21 protein-coding genes and 1 pseudogene are annotated in these 20,388 nt (G+C 51.2%); 12 read left to right on the top strand and 10 right to left on the bottom strand.

Annotated features, from left to right (window positions below; genetic code table 11):
• Nucleotides 1-59 precede the first annotated feature (59 nt).
• The 3 genes from Q31b_RS20380 to Q31b_RS20370 all read right to left on the bottom strand — a co-directional run bounded on the left by Q31b_RS20380 (nucleotide 60) and on the right by Q31b_RS20370 (nucleotide 5,337).
• A complete protein-coding gene (locus Q31b_RS20380) occupies nucleotides 60-3,995 on the bottom strand; it encodes a LamG-like jellyroll fold domain-containing protein (RefSeq protein ID WP_197171937.1) in 3,936 nt (1,311 codons plus the stop codon).
• A 341-nt stretch (nucleotides 3,996-4,336) separates the two neighbouring features.
• Nucleotides 4,337-4,930: a hypothetical protein gene (locus Q31b_RS20375; protein WP_146601512.1), complete on the bottom strand. Its 594-nt coding sequence runs from the start codon at nucleotides 4,928-4,930 to the stop codon at nucleotides 4,337-4,339.
• Nucleotides 4,912-5,337 (bottom strand): TIGR04255 family protein, encoded by a 426-nt coding sequence (locus Q31b_RS20370; protein WP_197171935.1) that lies wholly within the window; start codon nucleotides 5,335-5,337, stop codon nucleotides 4,912-4,914. Before Q31b_RS20370 ends, Q31b_RS20375 begins: the two co-directional genes overlap by 19 nt.
• A 413-nt stretch (nucleotides 5,338-5,750) precedes the next feature.
• On the opposite strand from Q31b_RS20370, the gene Q31b_RS20365 reads away from it, so the two are divergent.
• Nucleotides 5,751-6,227, top strand: coding sequence for a JAB domain-containing protein (locus Q31b_RS20365; protein WP_197171933.1), 477 nt, complete (start codon nucleotides 5,751-5,753; stop codon nucleotides 6,225-6,227).
• Nucleotides 6,228-6,560: 333 nt separating this feature from the next.
• Here the strand turns inward: Q31b_RS20365 and Q31b_RS20360 are convergent, their stop codons facing one another.
• Nucleotides 6,561-6,827, bottom strand: a complete 267-nt coding sequence (locus Q31b_RS20360; protein WP_146601509.1) for a hypothetical protein — start codon at nucleotides 6,825-6,827, stop codon at nucleotides 6,561-6,563.
• Nucleotides 6,828-6,853: 26 nt separating this feature from the next.
• A pseudogene (locus Q31b_RS29125) lies at nucleotides 6,854-7,363 on the bottom strand (DUF4365 domain-containing protein).
• Between the two features lie 530 nt (nucleotides 7,364-7,893).
• On the opposite strand from Q31b_RS29125, the gene Q31b_RS20345 reads away from it, so the two are divergent.
• Nucleotides 7,894-8,721, top strand: a complete 828-nt coding sequence (locus Q31b_RS20345; protein WP_146601507.1) for an ArdC family protein — start codon at nucleotides 7,894-7,896, stop codon at nucleotides 8,719-8,721.
• Nucleotides 8,722-8,988: 267 nt separating this feature from the next.
• Complete coding sequence (locus tag Q31b_RS20340) at nucleotides 8,989-9,276, top strand: hypothetical protein (protein WP_146601506.1); 288 nt, start codon at nucleotides 8,989-8,991, stop codon at nucleotides 9,274-9,276.
• Nucleotides 9,277-9,331: 55 nt separating this feature from the next.
• Here Q31b_RS20340 and Q31b_RS20335 read toward each other — a convergent pair whose 3' ends face one another.
• The 5 genes from Q31b_RS20335 to Q31b_RS20315 form a co-directional block, all read right to left on the bottom strand.
• Nucleotides 9,332-9,613, bottom strand: a complete 282-nt coding sequence (locus Q31b_RS20335) for a hypothetical protein (RefSeq protein ID WP_146601505.1) — start codon at nucleotides 9,611-9,613, stop codon at nucleotides 9,332-9,334.
• Nucleotides 9,614-9,654: 41 nt separating this feature from the next.
• Nucleotides 9,655-9,912, bottom strand: coding sequence for a hypothetical protein (locus Q31b_RS20330; protein ID WP_146601504.1), 258 nt, complete (start codon nucleotides 9,910-9,912; stop codon nucleotides 9,655-9,657).
• A gap of 85 nt (nucleotides 9,913-9,997) precedes the next feature.
• Nucleotides 9,998-10,345, bottom strand: coding sequence for a type II toxin-antitoxin system RelE/ParE family toxin (locus Q31b_RS20325; protein ID WP_146601503.1), 348 nt, complete (start codon nucleotides 10,343-10,345; stop codon nucleotides 9,998-10,000).
• On the bottom strand, nucleotides 10,342-10,581 hold the full coding sequence (locus tag Q31b_RS20320) for a ribbon-helix-helix domain-containing protein (protein WP_146601502.1): 240 nt from the start codon (nucleotides 10,579-10,581) through the stop codon (nucleotides 10,342-10,344). The genes Q31b_RS20325 and Q31b_RS20320 overlap by 4 nt, the downstream gene beginning before the upstream one ends.
• Before the next feature lie 154 nt (nucleotides 10,582-10,735).
• Nucleotides 10,736-11,482: a hypothetical protein gene (locus Q31b_RS20315; RefSeq protein ID WP_146601501.1), complete on the bottom strand. Its 747-nt coding sequence runs from the start codon at nucleotides 11,480-11,482 to the stop codon at nucleotides 10,736-10,738.
• A 1,077-nt stretch (nucleotides 11,483-12,559) separates the two neighbouring features.
• Here Q31b_RS20315 and Q31b_RS20310 point away from each other — a divergent pair.
• The 9 genes from Q31b_RS20310 to Q31b_RS20270 all read left to right on the top strand — a co-directional run bounded on the left by Q31b_RS20310 (nucleotide 12,560) and on the right by Q31b_RS20270 (nucleotide 20,169).
• Nucleotides 12,560-13,015 carry a hypothetical protein gene (locus Q31b_RS20310; protein ID WP_146601500.1) on the top strand — a complete coding sequence of 152 codons (456 nt, stop codon included), beginning with the start codon at nucleotides 12,560-12,562 and terminating at the stop codon, nucleotides 13,013-13,015.
• 4 nt (nucleotides 13,016-13,019) lie between these two features.
• Nucleotides 13,020-15,428: a type IV secretory system conjugative DNA transfer family protein gene (locus Q31b_RS20305; RefSeq protein WP_146601499.1), complete on the top strand. Its 2,409-nt coding sequence runs from the start codon at nucleotides 13,020-13,022 to the stop codon at nucleotides 15,426-15,428.
• A gap of 25 nt (nucleotides 15,429-15,453) precedes the next feature.
• Nucleotides 15,454-16,059 (top strand): hypothetical protein, encoded by a 606-nt coding sequence (locus tag Q31b_RS20300; RefSeq protein WP_146601498.1) that lies wholly within the window; start codon nucleotides 15,454-15,456, stop codon nucleotides 16,057-16,059.
• A 28-nt stretch (nucleotides 16,060-16,087) separates the two neighbouring features.
• Complete coding sequence (locus Q31b_RS20295) at nucleotides 16,088-16,801, top strand: hypothetical protein (protein WP_146601497.1); 714 nt, start codon at nucleotides 16,088-16,090, stop codon at nucleotides 16,799-16,801.
• 320 nt (nucleotides 16,802-17,121) lie between these two features.
• Nucleotides 17,122-17,445, top strand: coding sequence for a hypothetical protein (locus Q31b_RS20290; RefSeq protein ID WP_146601496.1), 324 nt, complete (start codon nucleotides 17,122-17,124; stop codon nucleotides 17,443-17,445).
• The gene (locus Q31b_RS20285; RefSeq protein WP_146601495.1) at nucleotides 17,442-17,729 is read left to right on the top strand and encodes a hypothetical protein; all 288 of its coding nucleotides are present in this window, start codon (nucleotides 17,442-17,444) and stop codon (nucleotides 17,727-17,729) included. Before Q31b_RS20290 ends, Q31b_RS20285 begins: the two co-directional genes overlap by 4 nt.
• A gap of 348 nt (nucleotides 17,730-18,077) precedes the next feature.
• Entirely contained in the window at nucleotides 18,078-18,329 is a 252-nt protein-coding gene (locus Q31b_RS20280; protein ID WP_146601494.1) for a hypothetical protein, read from the top strand.
• Nucleotides 18,319-18,573, top strand: a complete 255-nt coding sequence (locus Q31b_RS20275; RefSeq protein ID WP_146601493.1) for a helix-turn-helix transcriptional regulator — start codon at nucleotides 18,319-18,321, stop codon at nucleotides 18,571-18,573. Before Q31b_RS20280 ends, Q31b_RS20275 begins: the two co-directional genes overlap by 11 nt.
• A gap of 39 nt (nucleotides 18,574-18,612) precedes the next feature.
• A complete protein-coding gene (locus Q31b_RS20270) occupies nucleotides 18,613-20,169 on the top strand; it encodes a tyrosine-type recombinase/integrase (protein ID WP_146601492.1) in 1,557 nt (518 codons plus the stop codon).
• The last annotated feature ends 219 nt before the right edge of the window (nucleotides 20,170-20,388 follow it).

The following is a 20,388-nucleotide window of genomic DNA, read 5'->3' as shown; positions in this document are numbered from 1 at the left end:
ACGATAGATTTTCGGTACTCGACAAAGGAGGATGTTTTTTCCTCGAGTCGCGATTGGCCCTATTTCGCTAGCGCATCTAGGCGACCGATTGATGACCTTTTCAATCCATGTCGAGCCGACAGTGCCTCGTCCGCAAGCGTTCCGTCTACGACAGAATTAAGTAGTCGATCTCTAACCAGTGCTTCCGCAATCTCCCGGGCTGATTGATCGTGGTCGATGCTACTGATCGGCACACTCGCCAAGTCTCCAGCGTGATAGGTTTTTTGCTTTGCAAGCAGCGTAGGCTTCTGGTTCGCTAGAATTGGGTCCGTTTCGGTGCGGCCTATTCGCGATTCAATTTCAATGGTGGGAAATGGGATCCAATCGCTCAGCAAGCTATCGATGAGCGTCTCACCCTCAGCCACCTCGGCGTCCGCTTTTTGGCGCTCGCTCAATTTATTGATTACGTAGAGTGCGTCAGCCGCCGAGACTACACCATCGCCGTTGGCGTCTAGGAAATCAGGGCCACGATCCTCTGCGGTCACCGGCATACTCGATTGGCCATTCGGAAACTCGGTCAGTTGATTGATGATCGCCAGAGCATCGGAGGCCAGAATGGAACCGTCACGGTTAACATCCCACGGCATCAGCGGATTCTGCAATTCGCTATTGGCAACCCGCACTGCGATCGAACGTGGATCGCTTTCGCTGCCCTGATCATTACGCATTTTCAGAACAACCGTGTACTCACCACCAGCTCCATAAACATGCTCAATGAAAAACGGTTCGGTATCGACAAGCCGAATCGTCTCTGCTTCGTCACCATCACCCCAATCGATAACACACCAGTGCGAGTCGGACTCATCCACGCTAGTGAAATTTACCTGCATCATTGAGCCTCGGCCATTGCCGCTGGCCACCGGCTGGATCTTTGAGACCGTTGGCGGATCGTTTGCGGATGGCAATTTGACCTGGAACGTTTTGGATACTGCAAGTCGGTTCGAATTGCGACCGGTATCGAAAATTTGCCCAGGCATCAGGGTGACGGTGTAGGTTCCATTATCGGAAGAATCCCAGTAACCGCCGACTGGGGTAAAGACGTAGGTAGCTGTGCGAGCGAGTCCATTGGTGCTGTTGTCGACCCCGACGAAGTCCAGGAATCTGCTGAAGCCTTTATCGTTGGTTGCCCACATGTCGCCATAGCCAATACTGGAGACATCCACATCCGTCTCATCGCTATAGGTCACACTGATTTCGTATTGTGTTCCTCCGAACGCAGCCACATCAGCTACTGTGAACGTGCCAACCGGATCACTGCTTGCAGCAACGTTGACGGTTGCTGAAACCGACACACTATCAAGCTTAGCCGCTACAGTGGACGAACCTGTACTCATGGCGAGAACTTCGCCGCTGGCTGAAACGCTGACGACGTTTGGATTGCTGCTCGTCCAGTGAACCAAGTTGGTCATCTCTCTTTCGACGCCGTTGATATCCGGCGATGTGACTAGCAATTGCTGTTTGCCACCAATTGGCAGATCAACGTCCGGAGTCCCAAGGGTGAGCGTCCGAGTGTCAAGACCTGCTTGATAGCTGGCTTGAATTTCGCTGGCGGATCTAGCACGGGTCGAGATGCGGTATTCATCGAAGGTTGCGTGAGCGTTGTTTCCACCGTAGACGCTTCCCATTAGCGAGATCGTATCGCCGGTTAGGTTGTTGATGCGGACGGTATTTACCGGACTGTAGCTCCATCCGACTGGCTTGCCATCCAGGTACAACTGGAACTCACTGGTGTCGCTGTCCCATGTCGCGGCGACATGATGCCACTGACCAGCAACCCAATCGGTGACTGAGTGATGGGTTCCGTAGACGATGTTGTTTTCGATTGCGGGCGTTTGAGTATTATCACCCGCGTAATAGAAGATCAGGTTATTCGCACCATCCACTGCGAAACGAATTTGATTGTTGAAGAATTCCCCTGAATCGAATAGTTTGTGGGTGCCTTGGTTGGTACTGCCGTTCCAATCGGGCTTGATCCACATCTCAATCGTTCCGCGGAGCGGATCGATATTGCCGGCTTCTTCAAAGCGAACGAGTCCGCCTGCGGCATTGACGCGTCCCTGTCCGTTCACGCCAGTTCCGAACGCATTTCCTTCTGTTTCGGTCGGCGTTTCGCCATCGGCACCGTTCAAGTTGCCATCGAAGTGAAGCAGCAGTGACGTGTCGGGATCTTTGACAAGCTCAACCGGGCTGGCGGCACGAACAGCAAAGCTCCCCACGATGCTCTGCGGCAGTGCTTCATCCATCGTGTTAAGCACTTGACCATCTTGTAGTTGGATCGTGTACTGACCACGATCATCGATACTCCAAGTACCGCTAGGAGCATTAATGCGATAGGTGGCGACGACGTGCGTATCATTAAAACTGTCGCTAAGTGCGACAAGCTGCGCGAGTTGGCTGAAACCACCAGGGCCATTCACGCGAATATCGCTTCCATCCAATGTCTCGATATTGACAGGAATTGCACCGGAGTACGTTACCGAAAACGTGTAAGCTGTGTCACCGACGTTGTATACGTCATTGGCAGTAGCCGAAGCTGAAAGTGGTTTGGGCTGACCATCCCGTGTGTAGTTGTTGAAGTCGTAGATATACTTCCACCAATTGTTCACCTTGCCATCGGGGTTAGTGCCGTCGGCACGCGGGATGTGAGCGAAGTACCAGTTTTGATAGCTGAGTTCGTATTCGTGGATCGGTCCCTTGGACCAAGTGTAACGATTGACCGGCATCGTGGCTCCAGTCAAATTTGGATAGTCGAGAAAATCGTCTGCCCAACTTTGCACCACACGCTCATTAAACGTGTCATAATCCGATTCTGCATTCGCGGGATAGTGCGTATTGCCGACGCCAGCAACGCCATTGGATTGCTGGTAGTTTGCGCTGAAGAGATCCCAGTTACTTGTTGGGTCCGCTAAGTTCCAACCACCATAAACTCGGTTTAAGTGATTCTCGGTGCGATGGCCCGTGTTGTGCCACATCATGTCGACGCCCCTTTCGTAACTGAAGCCCATGCACGCAAAGGCTCGACTCGTTGGTATTTCCGAATAGATTGGGCCGTTAATAAAGAATGCGTCTGGACCAGCCATCCATGATTCAGCAAGGTAAGGGAGCCCCATCATCCATACTTCGTCAACTTCACCACTGTCGATAAGCGACACGAGCGACTGTTCGGTTGCAATGCGAGGGAAATCCACTTGTCCCTCGTGCCAACCACTGTTTGTACGCCAATGCGATACATAGTCATCTCGATCGTATCGAAAACCATCCTCGAAGGCTGGCAACTCATCCAAGTCCCGCCACTGGACGATGTCAAACTCAATAGCTCCACCGGAAGCTCGTTCGACTTGCTTTTCGTACTCCTGAGCAAGTTCTCGAGGATCGTTCCACCAAGGAAACACCTCCCATAGTTTCTTATTGCCTTCCGATGGAATAGTCGCTTCGAAATTTAGAACAAGTATCTTCACATGCTTGGTCTGATTGTCCGCTGTGACGGGCATCGGGTTCAGATAGTCGATGCCGGTGACCAGGTCGAGTGAATCGGTGTAGGCACTGTTGACACCTAACCCGCCATCGATCGTGTCCAGTGTAGCGTCGCGAACTTTGAAAATGTCGTCGCCGGAACCGCCGTTGATCGTATCACTGCCAGGTCCACCATCAAGCACTGTCGGCAAGTAAACCTCCGGTGCAACGGTGATCGTGTCGTTGCCTTCGAGCGTTTCGACGGTGATCGTGCTTAGCGGTCGGCAGGAAGCGGTCTCCACTCCGTTGACCGTGATCTTCACATTGGTCTTCGAGTCCGCCACCGCCTCGACCAAGATCGTATCGTCCCCGTTCGTGCCAAGAATCGTAAACGGCTCGGCGGGACAAGCCAGCACCAAACGCGTTTCAAGCCGCTCACATCTTAAGCACCGGAAACGACTCGGCAGCGACTTCATTTGTCTTGCACGATTTGATGGTCGCATTTGCGATAAGAATTGTTTTAGGCGCATCTTGAGGTTCCCGAATTTTTTTCTAGACCGACACAGTTGCGACCCCAAATTCGCTGTCGCTTTGCCAATATTACACTGGAAAACCTAACGAGTATACCTCGAACAGTTCACTGAATCCCGAATCAATTTGGCAGTTGCCGGCGCGAACATTGAACATTGGGCCGTAGTGACAATGCCGACGGTGCCATTATGCTGCGCATAGAATCAATAAATTGGCAAAGTCTTCGGGGCTTTGTGTTACCAGTCGCTCTGTTGCATTGGCTTGGGTGCCAAATTGTCGCACGAGCTGGATTCTCGGTGATTGCCAGTGACCGTTAAGACGTCGTTTCTTGAGCTGATTCGGCGTCAAACGGTGCGGTTGTCTGAGGCAGTGGTCGGCAAAGAGGATGCCCGGCAGAGGTCGCGGCAAGGGTATCGACGGCGGACTGATGCTCTCTCAAGCGTTCGATTCGGCATCCTGTGGCGTCAATCGCGGCGACAACCGTTCCCGCACAGCCAATGCACACACGTCGGTTCTTCACTGCGTTGTCCGCTGATCGACCAAATGGCAACAGCGGTCTCAAAACGCTTGGATGCAGCATGGACGGTGTGTCGTGGCACTTACTGGTTAGTTGAGTACACAAGAGCGTCGCACCGCTGGTTAGAAGTCTGGCAACTACTTCTTCACGCGGATGCTTTGGATTCTTTCGCGTCCCCACCGACAAAACTGCAAACTCCGCTGACAATGCTTTGTCATATAACCAATCCAAATCCACTCCGCCTGCGTTTACCAAACCGCCGTGATGCGGCACTGCCAAGACATCGCACGTAAGTTTCTTGTATTGACGGCGATTGTAGATTTCTCGCCACTGCGGAATCTCGGAATCGGCGGCGAAAACGATTCGATGACCTAAATGATCGAGAACCAAAACGCAACTGGTTCCGTTCCCGATGGCTCGTAAATCGATCGATAGGTTTCTAAATGCCGCAGCGTTTCATCAAGCAAGTTGGCGAAGCCGGGATAATCCTTGCCGCCTTCCAGCAGATTGAATGCCATTCGGTCGTCACCAAGTTGAAGGACGTGTTTATTGTTCTCCGACCGCATCCGAACAAGATCGAGTTTTGTTTGGTGATTCTTAACCTCTGGCACCGAGCCATCACGACGTTCCTCCACTTCCATCTCGCTAGTAAACAGGAATTGAGCTTGAGGAAACTCTTCCATTGAAGCCTTGCGAAAACGATGCGCGTCAACTTCCCAAGAAACCTTGTCGGGTTTGGGGTTGAAGTCGAAAGCGATCCAAGCTTCGACGATTGGCGGATTTCGGAATCGGGACACGATAAAGCGGTTCTGGGAAATGCAGTGAAAGTGAAAGTAGGTCGGTTGCGCAGAAGCACCGGAAACCGACGTTTCCTCTTCCAGAGTACATTCGCGACATTGCTTCGTGCAACTACGGTTGGGGTGACTTGTCTTGTTTGGCAGTGATTGTCAGCAAAAAAAGAGCATTTTTTCTTTTCCTTCGGCTTTTCTCATTTTGCCACGGCGTCAAGGTCCGCTTGATGCCTGCGGCATCACTCTTCAATCGGCGTCCGCCGCTTTCCGAGCCGCTGCTGCTTTTTGCTGATGCAAAAAGGCTCCACCTTGACCTGCCGTGGCCCAGGTATGTGAAAGCCGACGGCACGGCTAACGAATACAAACGTAAACGAAAGCTCGATGGATGCCGGACATCGGATGCACTTCCAAGGAGGCCTATGGCTAGAACAAAACGAGAATTACAACAACCACCAGAAATCGAAGATCACTTCATTCGTGAAGTCAACGTCAATTACCGGACGACCGCAGAAACCCGCATCAAGATTACCAAGGCGGCTGACATTGCCGAATTTGTTCGTTCGGTGATGACCGATAACAGCCGCGAGCACTGTGTTGCACTTTACCTTGACGGTTCACACCACGTCGCCAGCTATTCGATCATCTCGATTGGCAGTGCCAATTCCGCACCGGTAGCACCAAGAGAAGTTTTTCAACGTGCGGTGCTAATCGGCGCGGTTAGCTTGATTCTAGCTCACAATCATCCAAGCGGCAGCCTCGACCCAAGTCCTCAAGACCACGACATCACTAAAAGACTCAAAGATGCCGGCGAGATTCTCGGGATCAGCCTGTTGGACCACGTAATCGTCACGGATCACGGCTATGTCTCTCTTAGAGAAGACTCGCTGCGTTGGTAGCGAATCAAAACAGTCCATCGAGCACTTGCGTAGTTATGGAACTGCTAAGACGAAACTTCTCTCTCGACATTCGTTATTCCTATCACGCAGTTCAAGGAACTTTTTGCAACCCGAAAGCCGAATTATTTAGACGCAGTTGATCGACAGGCCAAAACACGCGCTATTGAAATACTGGAGCTTTCTAAAATAGAAAAGACACGACGTGAACTTCAAAAGCAAATGAAAGAGCTGGAGCAACAATTGGCTAAACTAAATATCGATGCCGCTTCGATTGTCACTGTGTTTTGGTGCCTCAGCAAAACAGGGAGGGGATTTCAATTCAGATGAAGTAGCCTATTCGACGGCAAGCTTACTTGTGGCTAGCAGTGAATCGATGGTTTGATCCGTGATGCCTTTCGCCTGCAAGTGAACTTCGGTTGACAGCATGTCCGCTGGCGTAATCACCTCATCGGGCTGCCGGCCAAACGCAAGAACGGTATCTGTATGCGTGTGCAAAAAGACTCTTTGTTGACGAGGAGTCTTGACGCGAGGTTTCACCTGAAAACCAAGGGACACCAATAGCACAAACAAGTCTTGGTAAGTTGGTGTTGATGGATTCATTCAGCCTCCTCAAACTGCATTCGCAGTCAGTTTGTGTTGTCCAATGATAACTGACGAAAACGGTCGACAGATCGTAAATCCAGGCGATTCTTACTTGGGATTCGCATTACGATCGAATGTGCATCCGACTCCATCATCTTTGCTGACCGATCAATAGCTTCTTGGATGTGAAGCCAAAATGCACGATTTTTTTTCGCGTCGAATATGATAAGGATTACGGGAAAGAGTTCGAAGTACCAATAACGTAGATCTCACATCTCGACTCGTTGTGAGATCCACTTCTTATCCTTTGAGATGTGAATCTGATTGGATGCCTTGAGCTGAAAGCGAACTTCGCCATTTTCAATTTCACCACGTTCATTATGGTGAAACATAGTTGCATCAATCCCGTAATCGTTTTGTGGTGCGTCGAGCCAGTGCCCTCGTTGCAAAACCTTATGCTCCAGGAAATTATAACTAAGGTCGGCAATAATATGCTCGGTCGTGCGTACTTTTCGCTCTGGGTCGTAGGGTACTTGTTGGCCACGGTTACGCATAATGATTGCAAGGCTACAAAAAGTCGGAAGTCTGAACAATGCCAATAACTTTCTCGCTCTAACGCGGTTAGCTAGCATCGGCAGTGGTTCGCTTCGCGCCAGGTCGAATCGCTTGGACTGATTGCTCGCTAAACTGGAAAGCTGTGTGGCTTAAAATTGGACAAATTGACTCCCCACAATTTACTCCGTTGAAGTGACACCAGGAAGTAGCAACTGCTCGTATCGGGCATTGGTTCGCAATAATGGCAGCCAGTGACAGCCCCTTGCAGGACAATGCGGGGAACTTTTTTCCTTTTCCTTCGGCTTTTCTCATTTTGCCACGGCGTCAAGGTCCGCTTGATGCCTGCGGCATCACTCTTCATTCGGCGTCCGCCTCTTTCCGAGCCGCTGCTGCTTTTTGCTAAAGCGCAAAAAGGCTCCACCTTGACCTGCCGTGGCCCAGGTATGGGAAAGCCGACGGCACGGCTAACGACAATTGATAACAGACTCTCACAAGAATGCCGGCTTGGAGAAAATGAAGGAATCATAAAATGAACAAACAAGATGCAATGAACACAGTAACAAACTCACTTGACGATCTATACCAAGCACTTCGAGCGGGACGATACGAGGTGATGGATAAACAGTTGGAAGTCACGGCGAGATTCCACCGCTATTCATTTAATAACGTGATGCTGATTTACAAGCAGTGCCCTGAAGCGACATTGGTTGCGGGTTTTCACACATGGAAGAAGCAAGGGCGATGGGTTCGCTCCGGTGAATCAGGAATCGCCATACTCGCTCCGCTTACGAAACGCAAAGAGGACGACAATGAACGTGAGGAGGATTCACTGGTGATGGGGTTCCGAATCGTTTACGTCTTTGACGTTTCGCAAACGGACGGTGATGCACTGATGGAGGAAGCACCGATTCTGGGTGATCCGGGCCGCAACTTATCTGCACTGCTAAATGTTTATCGTGACCTGGAGATCAAGGTTCATTTGACCAAACTGCCGGGGACGGTTCAGGGCTACTCACTTGGTGGCGAGGTTCGCGTCAGCGATGATCTCGATGACATCAGCTTGTTCCGAGTGCTGAGTCACGAGTTGGCTCATGAATTGATGCACAAAACGATTCGCTGCACTTCGGAAAACAAACCACTGCTGGAAACAGAGGCGGAGGCAGTTGCGTTTGTTGTCGCGTCAGCTTGCGGGGTTAGGTGTCTCGATCGAAGTGCCGACTATATCGCACTTCACGAAGGCAGCCAGATTCTGCTTGAGAATTCACTGGAAGCGATTCACAAGACATCATCCAGTATCCTTGGCATGATTGAAAAACAGGTCGTGAACTTTGACAACGGCATCGCACAAGCGGCTTAGACACGCAGGATAGGTTTCTGGTCTCGTCGATCGCATAGATCGACAGGCTGGAAGCCTATCCCACATTTTGATTTGACTTTCCTTTGATAGTGTGGCATCCATCAAATTCCTTTCTGCTCTTTTCATTCCTAACTCGGTCATTCCCCTTTTCTCTCGAAACCCGTCACCGGAACGCTGATCCGATTCAGCAGTCCTCTGGCTGGTTGCGCTAACCAGGTTCTTGCTTTTCCCAGCAAGGTTCTTTTCCCAAACGAGAAAGATGGACTGATGACGAAATCCCGAAATAAACAGCTTCAACAGCACGAATTGACGGCCCAATGCGACGACGTTTGTTGCCACACATTGCATCATTGTGATCCTGATGGACGACTGTTGGGCACTTGGGCCGAAACTGCGGGTGTCTACGGGCTTCACGTTTATTGCAAGGTCTGCGGCAAACTTTATGGCTACCGACCTCGCGACGAACGCCGAACGGATGAGCAGTGGCACAAGGCCTACTTAAAACAAAAAGCGTGTAACAGTGCCGATTGCACTCTGGAGAGCCAGCATTCCTAAATTCACTCGCTGTGCCGGTTTCGCATAAAAGGTTTTGAATCCAATTCGCAACCGGCTATTTTTCTAATCGCCCCTGCTGGAACCATTCGGCCCAGCAAATGTCCTCATCCTTGGAACTGGATCGCTCATCGAAGCTTAGCCCGGACGCAAGAGCTTCCTTATAGGCACGCTCGATGGCCAACTTAGCGAGTTCGGGGATGTTATCCTCAATCTGCTCAATCTCGTCGGAACCGACCGTCTCAATGCGAACCCTTAGCTTTTGGCCAAGTTCAAGCTTCAAAGGTTGATCGGGAACGATCGCCTTGCCGTCAAAATAGCCAGTAATGTCATCGGTCATCGGGAGATTCCTCGTCATTGGTCGTTTCACTGACAGCTATTCTAGCCCAACTTGTCCACGCTGTCCTCTTTTTTATACTTGCCGTCACTTGCAGCACGCTCTCGACCTTCACGTCGGATACGTTCTCCCTCTTCGTCAATCTCCCTCATTGCCGGGCGATCATTGAACATGCCAACCGATTTTCGCCAATCTTTGGCATTCGATGGATCGGCCGCACTGGTGGCTTGCATTCTCTCCATCAAGACAGAAACCTGTTGTTCCAAATCGTCCAAACGATCTTCGACTCTTCTTTCAGACATTTTCGAATTCCAGTAGCAGAAATCAGGCACTGTCGTAATTATACGGTGTTATCGTCGTCGATGGAAACTGCGATCGGTTGAGGATCTATTCGTGAAAATATGATCGCTGAATGCTTTGCTTGGTCGGGCTTCGCTTTGAAGCTCGGACGATCTTTAAAACACGAACCACATCACCATCAATGGTGAATAAAATCCGAAGTACATCCGGTTTGCGTCCGAAAAGAAGTTGCCGGAGTTCGAAGAACACCCGTTTCGATTCACGAGCGATCGGGCAGCGATCAGGCATTCGCTCAAGCGTTTTTGTTTTTTGCAACAGTCGCTTGGCCCACTCAGTGGTTTGGTTTGGCGCGTACTTATAAACGAATCCATACAACTGCTGTAAGTCGTCGATCGCTTCACTATGCAGCACAACCTTGTGTGTAGGTGGCTTCACCTGTTGGGCTCACCTTCAACCCTGGATCGCACGAGTTCAAAGGCTTCGTCCACTGGGATGCCTTCGTCACCGCCCTGCCATTTTTTGATTGCTGATTGAACTGCCTCAACGTCCTCCTCAAAATCGTCGATACTCGACAACGCCTCACGGAGAAGCTCTGCTTCGTTTTTGTATTGCCCGGAGGCCATTTTGGCGTCGATCAACGCCTGGACATCGGGGGGAATGTGTCGAATCATCGGGAAACTCGGGAGGTGTATAGGTGAACTTTACATGCCCACGAATTATACCGTAATGGAATAGGGAAGCAAACTCCGTGGGTGGAGTCGACCGGGACGGGGCACAATTAAATAGGCGATATAGGAGATCTACTTTTTCAATTTTTCCCCACAGCTAGCTTCGCCCGTGGTTTCTGCTAAAGCCATTCACCTCGCCGGTGGAACCCTCGTCCGCTTGGACAACCGGTTCCTCGTACACCGAAACCGGAACTCGACGTAGATTCAAGACCGAATACGGCAGCGTTTCGTAGCCATGGGGCTTGCGCCGCCCGTTGACCAATCGTAGTAAATTCAATAGTTGCCTTCGGATCGGTGCATACCGTGCAAACGGCAAGCGTGTGAACTCAGCCGCCAAAGTGTCGGCGGTTCGATGAGTGGCTAAGCCTTCAAAGTGCGCCTTTAGTTGGGCGTAGGTCGGTGCGTCGATGCGGACATGAGCGTGCCACTTGGGCGGCCCACCGCCCGTTTCTGCGACTCCGCTTTTACGATACGAGATCGAATAGCCCGCGAATCGAATTGGAACGCGACGGCAATCCATGACCCGTTCCCCTTCCCCACCTTTACTTGACGGCTGCCGCAAAGCATGATGGCCCGCCGTCAGCATCAAGATGAACCAGCGACCGTGACGCAGGTATTGAGCATTGGCGACACCTTGCTTCCTTCGTTGGCTTCTCTGCCAAGTGCTGATGTCGATCCCGTACTTGTCGATTAGTTTCACGTCAATCGACTCGGGATTCTTACGCTCGGGAATCTGGCCGGTGACGTACCAGTAATAGCCATGACGCAGATAGCTGGCGGCAATCAGTTGCACCACTGCTTCGGTGGACTGGGCAACACAACGGTATTTCGATTTCGTCGGCATGGGTCTCCTTTCGCTTGGCTCCGCGTTTCGGAGCAGTAAATAAATGGGACGTTGAAAAGTAAGGCTCAACGTCCAAAGCCCAAAACCTTGATGGCAGCGACAGATTGCTAAGGCGACAAAAACAGCAGGAAACCGTACAAATGGTCTCGACTGATATTTTTTATTGCACTGCATTCCTATGTGCATTCGCGCAATCCATAGCACCTTCGCTCAAAACCTTTCGACGAACCCCACCTCAAACGCAAGACGCAAGGAGGGTGTTCGTCGTCACAACTGCTGTATCAAGTGATCGCTCCTCCCGGAACGGTCACCTAAGACCACAACTGCTGCCAACCAAGGATCAACTGCCAACGGCCTGATTACACCACAAAGATCGCAACCAAGGCCACCAGCAGCCGCACATCAAACGATTGGAGCTTTCTTTCGAAAAAAATGCTCCTCAGTCCTTTCGTCTTCACTCGCCAAGGCATCACCCTCGGGTCACCATGAACAGGTCACGACTGCCAGCCGTGCAGTGAAACATCACTGTCATACCCTTCGGCATGACCACTGCTTCCCTTCCGGGAAATTCTACTTAGACCACACTCCCTCTCTACGGCATTTGAATCACCAAGCTGACAAGGCTTGGCACCGAATCGCTACTTCCGGCAACCGCAGAGACTCCGGCGTTATCCGATAAACTTCGTCACATGGTTCACGTCGCTAGAAGGTTTTATCCCTCGAGCCTCTCTGGTATGTGCGGCCTTCCGGCACGCCATAGTTTCCGATCGAAAATCACTTCGATCGATTTCCCCCTACGAACGCAGAAGATTGGGGTACCCTTCGAGTCAGCATCCTGCTGACGCTTCCAAAGAAGCGGTGTCACAGTTCGGCACCGTCTCCCATGCAACTCACTAGCAAGCCTTTCACCACCTATTCGGTTAGGCCTTTCATGGTTGAGCTATTCACGGCCGGGTTTTTAGCCCAGTCCCCGAGAAAGTCTTACTCGGTGTGACCCATCACTAGGTTCACAGCTCCCCACGCCAGCACGGTTGAAGGAACTCGACGAAACGTCAAGCCCACATTCGGGCTTTTGGATTGCCAGTTAGCCGCAGCCGACCGCTGGGGCCACAGTCGCTTGCAACTCGCATTGCGATGCTCGACTACATCGTAACAACGAAGCCACGCCTTCGGCTTTTGGTGGATAAAGAAATCAACACACTGATTGCTGGTGCGACCACACAACACCGTGCGATGCCTCACTTAGTCGAACTTGGGAACCCCGACTGTCCTATTCGCTTGGTCCGAATTGACTTAGGCGGTGCACCAAGTCACGTCGCCAAAAAGCTAGGTGACGATGTTCGAAAACGCCAATCGCATTCTGCTTATTCCAAGCTGATTGCTAAATCGAATTTGATGTTGGTTGTCGTGACCGCAACGCCAACCAAGAAGAAGTTGATCGAGGCCGAAATTGTCAAACGGACTTGGCCCAAGGGCATTCGTTTCAGCGTCACCGTTGTTTCTTCCCTTTCCGCGTACCTTGGAGCTTTGTAACGCCATGTCTGTTGATCCCATCAAACTTGATAATCCGATTGACCACAATTCAGTGCCGAGTGAGCCAATGTCGATCGCATTTCCCGCGAATCCGGTCCCAAATCCGCCGATCGAGCAAATAGTGTTGCTCGGTATGTATATCGCCGCCGTCTCAGGTTTGGCGATGTTGGTTGTATTACTTGCCCATCACAATTCCGAGTTGGCCTTACAAATTGGAAAGTACCAACGTTTATCCGTGATCCTGTTTTTCGCGTTCCTTGTATTCAGAGGGCTGCTACGAGAAACTCCGCTGTACTCGTTTGTTCTTGGCAGTGCCATCTTTTGCGGTTCTTTGTGTGCGACCACTTTGACCATCGCTGCACCCCACGCGGAAAAGGCATTTGCAGCATTCCTGATGGGGCTGTTCGTTTGGAACGTTATCGAAATAGCGATCCACTACACGACGCTCGATGAAAAGGTCGTTCACCAAGACGCAGAACGATCTGCCAAGCAACGCGACACCGAACTGAGCAACCTATTCCTTCTTGTCACGATCAGTTCGATTGGATTTTGTTTGATGCTTTTGACCGAAGCACGATTGCCAGCGACATTTGTCCTGTCATTCCTTATCTTGGGTATCGCGTACTCGAAGGCCGCTATCCGCTCCAACCGGCCGCTCAGTTTCATCGCTGCCACGGTCAATGGATACTTCGCGTATCCCAATGCCGACGAAACCGCGCCGGGACTGATCAAAACTACGGCCCCCAATCAGTTGCTTCGCCCTATCAGTGTGGCGTTGCTGATTGTTGCTATGGCGTCCGTATCTGTCTGTCTTGGGGATCATTCAATAGAGCTGATTCGCATTCTCGCCACCGCCGCTGCATCCATATTGCTCGCAGTTGCAAGCCTAGCGGTCGCGGTCGCATTCACCGCCCGAGCGGTACACTTCCCAACTGGAAAAATACCGTATCAAGCTACCGTCGATAAGCTTCGCAGATCTGGCAATGCCAACGAAAAGGAATCCTATTTTTGGGGCGCAGTCGAAGTCGATTCTTCGCCGATCTTGATCCATCGATCGCTATTTTCGGAACACGCTCATATTCTCGGCAGTACCGGCAGTGGAAAGACGGCCCTGCGCCTCGCTCCCATTATCGAGCAAACGATCGGGTTTGGTGACATGAGCCTGTTCATCATCGACTTGAAGGCGGACAAGCTCGAACAGTTGGCCTCGTGCTATGCGACTCGAGACCGGATGAAAAGCGAAACGGGCATCGATGTGCCGATCAAGGTATTCACCACCGAACAGGGCGATCTATCTCATGTCTTCAACCCGTTGATCACTGATGGATGGAAGCGGTTTTCCATAGCAGATCGTACATCGGTGGTCTGCGAAACGCTCGGCCTGTACTACGGGGCTGATTTCGGACGCGGTCACTTTTCGGCTATTAACGCCGACGTTATCCAAGCTTGCTTTAACGCCAACCCCTCAGCTGAATCGTTCGCGGAGTTATACGAGACCCTCTGTGATCTCGCGGGAACCTCATCCAGTGCCATCGGCCAGATGCGGCGAACGGAATACACTCATGTCGCCCAACTGCTGCAAAAGCTTGCGTCTTGCAATGTCTTGAACGCAACCGCTGCCCGTGTCGCTAATAAGGCCGCGATCGAAAATCGAATCAACCTTGCCGAAGCGTTTCAAACGCCGGGCATCTACTATTTCCACTTACCGTCAACGACGTCGCCTGTACTAGCGCCAGCAATCGCACGGTTGGTGACAAAGTTCTTGCTCATCGCAGCGAAGTCCGCCAAACGGGACAAAAAGGTTCAAGTCATCATCGATGAGTTTCAGCGGATGATGTCCGAAAGTCTCGATAACACATTCCAGTTGGCTCGTAGCCACGACATTAACCTAATTATTGCCAATCAGAGCATCGGTGACCTTCGAGCCAAAGGCGATCGGCTGATTAACGCCATCGAAACGAACTGTGCCATACGCCAATGGCTCTCGGTTACTTCAGTCAACGACCTCGAAATGGTTGGTAAGCTCTTCGGGACGCATAAAGAAGTGCATAAATCGGAAACTCAATCACGCAACGGTACATCGGTTCAACGCTCGTTACGCGATGCTCCGCGGATCACCATCACCGACTTGCAGCAAATTTCGGACGATCCGTTTTTAAGCGTTACCAAAATCACCGGTGTTCGTGATGGATATTCCAAATATCGCGGCGTGCCGTTCGTGGTTCGTAACCAGTTCCATATCTCGGGAAAAGAATACGAGCGTCGCCGTGACTTTGTTTGGCCCACCGATTTACCGGGCATGATGATGGTCGAAGAACTCTCGTTACCTACGATTGCCATTAAAGCGAAGAAAGCGAAACCAGATCGCCCCATCGATAACGACACCGATGATCTGGCCGATTTATTCGTTTAATCAACCGGTTTTGAGGTATCCACCAATGACTTATTCAAATCCGCTTCAAACGACTTCCGTCAGCATCATCGCACGCCAAGTTCCAGTGCTGGCGACTGCCGACCTAGAGCGAATCCTGCGTCAAGTCGGCTACGAGTCCACTGCGATTCGGGCTGAACTCAAGCGACTTCGCCGCAACAAGCTGATGCATGTTGGCTACGCCAATCTCCCGCCACTACACGGGCGAACGATCATGATTAAATCGACTAAGCCGATCGACGAAATGGTTCAATCCATTTCATCGATTATTCGGGATAGTGGAAAACTAGCGACCCGCCCCACCGAGTATGTTTTCGCATCGCGGACCTTGTCAGGGCTAGCAGGTAAACCGTCCATCGCTTCACTTAGTGGCGAGATGCTTTATCGACAGCTTCGATTGAGTAAGGCGTTTACGAACTTTACGATCAGCCACGATCCGATGGACTGGCAAACGGCTTGGCCGACGCGGAAGCAAAAGTCGGCAGTGGCAAAGGTCGCGGGCTTCCCGGACAGTCCACGATTCTACGTCGCACCCGCCGCGATGACGACCAGCCGAGTCCTTGATTGGCTTCAGCAGATCAACCAAAAGGAGGGCAGGTACATTGTCTGCTAATTCCAAACCAATGGCCTCCCTTGGCACGATGACCGCCACTGAAAAATGGTTGCTCGATTCGATCATGGATCACGGAATCATCACCAAGGAAACTTGGGTGACACCACCACTACGGCGTAAATGGACGGCTAATGAAATGTCATCAGCGATGTGGTCATTGACTCGCCGTAAAATCGTGGTGGCCCGACCACTGCACCACGGCAAGACCTACTTTGCGTTGTCGGCCTCCACCGTTCACAAGTTGGGACTCCCCGAGAACAAGGGCAAAGAACTAGCAGAATCTGCGAAGCTTCGCGTCTATGCCCAGTTGTTGTTCTTCACGGCATACGACAAAACCGCTAAACGACTAAGGCGAGATGAACTTGCAGTTCGGATCGCGGAACCGACGCATGGTTTGCCGCAAGGCTTTTATGCGCGGGCACGGAAGAAGAACTTCCTTGGGTTCACCCGCGTTGATACTCACCTTTCCACATTGCCCATGCGTTCGGCACAGACGCTCAGGCACGATGTGTTCCGCTTCGTCTCGTTGCCGAGCGTCCGCGAACGGATCAAGAACAAAACATTTGAGTTCACTTGGATTACCGCGACCCATACCAGGGCGGATGCCGTGATGCGAATCTTTCGCGGCTACGACCGGATTGGCAAGGCTCCGATTCGAGTGATTGTCATGAATGAACTCGTTCCGCTTGTTTGCTCTGTGCAATTCGCGGACTCACTACCCTTTAACCCCGTAGAGACATAGCACTCTACAAACCTCAACCGCTCTGTGCCCAAGAGCTGAAATAAACAACCGGCAAGCGTTACGTTTTATCAACCCGCGAATAGAATTTTCCGTTCGTGTTTGGAAGGAGAGCCAAATAGTAAATCGGTAAGGAGCAAAAAAGAGAGCGAAGATTGGAAACTAGCGATTGCTGATTCCCATTGTTCGGACTCGAAGACAAATCGTTTCGATTCGTCGCTTAAACCGATTGGTTAATCGAGGTTGAATAATGTTTTACTTTGAAAATGGGTGGCTTGAAAAAATGAGTTTTCACGCTGCCACAACAATACAGCAAAAGGAGAATGATGGAAAAAAAAGACAACAAACCCGTCAAGGAATTTAGGCTGGGTGCGGTTCGCGCTTCAGTTTGGATTAATCGCAAAGAAAGCGGAGAAAATTGGTTTACCGTGAGTACTTCCCGTGGGTACAAGGATCGAGATGGAGATTGGAGCGATAGCAAGTCGTTTCGCCCTCACGACATTCCTGTGCTCGGGAACGTGCTGGAGCTTGCGCAGACTTGGATTCGGGAGCATCGAGATGCTCTTGAAAATGAAGCGGCTCCGGTGCATGCGATGGACGAAGGTAAAAGGCCAAAGAGTGGCCGGAAAAAAAGGAGGGCCAAATGAAATTAGCATTTGACCCTCAAAGAAAAGTTCCTGTCGGAATTGTCTATGCCACCGCAACGGTGGCAAGGCAATTGGACAGAATCGACGTTTTGAAAGCTTTGGATAGACATCAAGACGGCGATTGGGGACTGGTCAGTGAAAGTGACGCCACTGAAAACGAGTTTGTCTTAATCAACGGACTCAGACTGTTGTCAGTCTTTGAAGACCGTAAAGGCGTTCGCTTCTGGATCATCACTGAAGCCGACCGATCCTATACGACTGTGCTGTTCCCGAGCGACTACTAAAGTCGCTCCCGAAATCGCCAGTCGAGATACCCAAAGGTTGTCTCGCTAAGAAGTAGGTTTTTCCTAAGGTTGGCCATGTAAGGTAGGCCCCGAAGGTTTTTCTCTTAGCGAAAGGTTTTCTGGGAGGTTCTTTCACTTGTTGCATGAGGAAGGGTGACCACCATGCAGCTTGTGGAGGAGTCTACCACGGGTTTCGGGATCAGCGCAACGCTGATCTTTTTTGGGGGGACTAACCATCGAACATCATTGTTCTTGGTTGGTCTCCCCGTTTTTGACTTTTTTGGTGGGAATATTGTTGGTTCCTACCTACTGCTTTCAGAACTGCTTCATTTCGAAAAGGGATCACCCATGAGCAAAGCTCCAGTCAAAGTTATCCGAATGGGATACATCAAAGCTTCCGTATGGCGAAACTCAACCAAAGCCGGCATCCGCCATGCGGTCACTATTTGCCGTATTTTCAAGAATGGCGACTCGTGGCAGGAGTCGACCCGATTTGGTCGCGATGACTTGTTGTTAGTCGCCAAAGCCGTCGAACTTTCGCATCACTGGATTTACTTCCACAGCAAGGAAGAAGGCGAAGGTGGTAACGATGAATCGTAGTCACGTCGCTGTTTCGAATGTCGCGGGACAAGCTGAGGAAGCAAACGGTTTCGCTGCTGCTGAATTAGTCAACGCCCGCGAGTTGGCCCGGCTACTTGCCGTCTCGGAGCGAACACTCTACCGATTGAAAAGCACCGGCGAGTTACCGCAGCCCGTCATTCTTGGCGGCAGCGTCCGTTGGCGGCTGTCGGAGATCCGAAATTGGATCGCCAAAGGTTGCCCGCACCCCACCAAACCGAAATGATTGAACTACCAACCATCTTAAAACTGGAGACTTAACGAAATGGCGAGTGTTTATAAACGAACGAGCGACAAGGGAAAGCGTGGTGCCGCCTGGCATTTCAGCTACCTTGATGAAACAGGGAAGCGGCGCCAACGGAAGGGGTTCACCGACAAGGCCGCTACCGAAAAGCTGGCGTTGCAATTGGAGGAAGAATCCAAAATGGTGCGGGAGGGGTTGAAGGATTCAAAACCCGATTCAGATCAATTGGCCATTGCGATTCAGATAAAGAAGTACTTGAAACATCTTCGCCAGCGGGACGTTTCCGAAAACCAGATCGAGAATCTTCGGGGCCGCATTGAGCGAACGACTCAAGGCTGTGACTTTGTCAGTATCACGGATATCGCAGCTCAGCAGGTCGAGGACTACCTTGCTGAACGCCGTGAGAAGGGCCTCTCGAAGCAAACCAGCAATCACTACCGTCAGGCAATGCACCAGTTCTGTCGGTGGCTTCGAAAGCGAGCATTAATACCAGTCAACCCGATCGCCGACATACCTAAGTTGAACGTCGACACGGATCGCCGCCACGACCGCCGAGCTATTTCGGTTGACGAATTCCAGCGACTGATTGTTGCCGCTGAAGGCGGCAGCCGAGTTGAATCGATACCAGGGATCGATAGAGCGGTGATGTACATTCTATCGGCATGGACGGGGTACCGGCGTGGCGAAATATCCAGTTTGACGCTTGCTTCTTTCGATCTTGATGGTGCTCCACCGCGGGTCACTGTAGACGCGAGATACAGCAAAAGACGCAAAACGGATGTACAAGTTTTGCATCCCGAAGTCGTAAATAAGCTGAGGGAATGGTTGTCTGTTCGCGTACCAATCCACGACCTATTTCTATTCCCATTGACAAAAGGAACGTGTGGCACCGACCGCAAGACATCCAAAATGATGAAGCGAGACCTCGCGGTGGCCAGGAATTCGTGGATCGATGAAGCTGGCGACGATGACGAGGAACGCGAGCGACGGGAAGCGACCGACTACCTGAAGTACGAGAGCTCGTCCGGTCTCTTCGCAGACTTCCATGCAAACCGCCACACGTTCATCACGAATCTCGCCCGTGCCGGAGTCGCTCCCAAGCTCACTCAAACTCTGGCCCGGCATTCCGATATCCGGCTCACCATGAATGTCTACACACACACCGATTTGGCTGAGAAGGTTGACGCCGTTGGCAAGCTACCTAGCTTCACGGCCGCACCCATGATTATTATTGCGGAAGAGAAAGCACCCCCAGTAGAGAGCGAAGCCAAAGATACAGTGCAGCGCCACAGCAGCAACTCCGTGTCTCAAGATGGCAAAGCAGGGCAGTCTATGGCAGAAGATGAAAACGAAGCCGCTGAGGATGGTCAAAGTGGCGGCTGCCGTAAAGCCTTAAAGAGTCAAGACTTAGCAGAGCATGACAGCACGTGTCATGATAAAGAAGAAGTACACCCCAGAGGATTCGAACCTCTAACCTTCGGTTCCGTAGGCGGATATTTCACTCAAGCTTGCTGCGACTTGAAACCCAGTACTGGTAGTAGGTTACGCGTTTTTTTTCCGCTTTGCAACTCCTATTAAACCATATCATTTTTCTCGTCTTTTCACAGTAATTTTGGTGTTTCTCCGTAAATTCCGTAGGCACAAGCCCGATCTTGCGGCCGGCTTTGCGAGAGGTTGTTTTCCCAAATACTAGGCATTACAAGATCAGCATCGCGCGATACTACGGTTCTTCTACGTGGAGCGATTGGGAACGGGTCTGTCGCGTCTGGAGTTGCCTCACAGAAGAATCGCTATAGA

Origin of the sequence: Novipirellula aureliae (assembly GCF_007860185.1) — a bacterium.
Lineage (GTDB): Bacteria > Planctomycetota > Planctomycetia > Pirellulales > Pirellulaceae > Novipirellula_A > Novipirellula_A aureliae.
The sequence above is the reverse complement of the archived record's forward strand: the minus strand, read 5'-3'. Positions and strand labels throughout refer to the sequence as shown.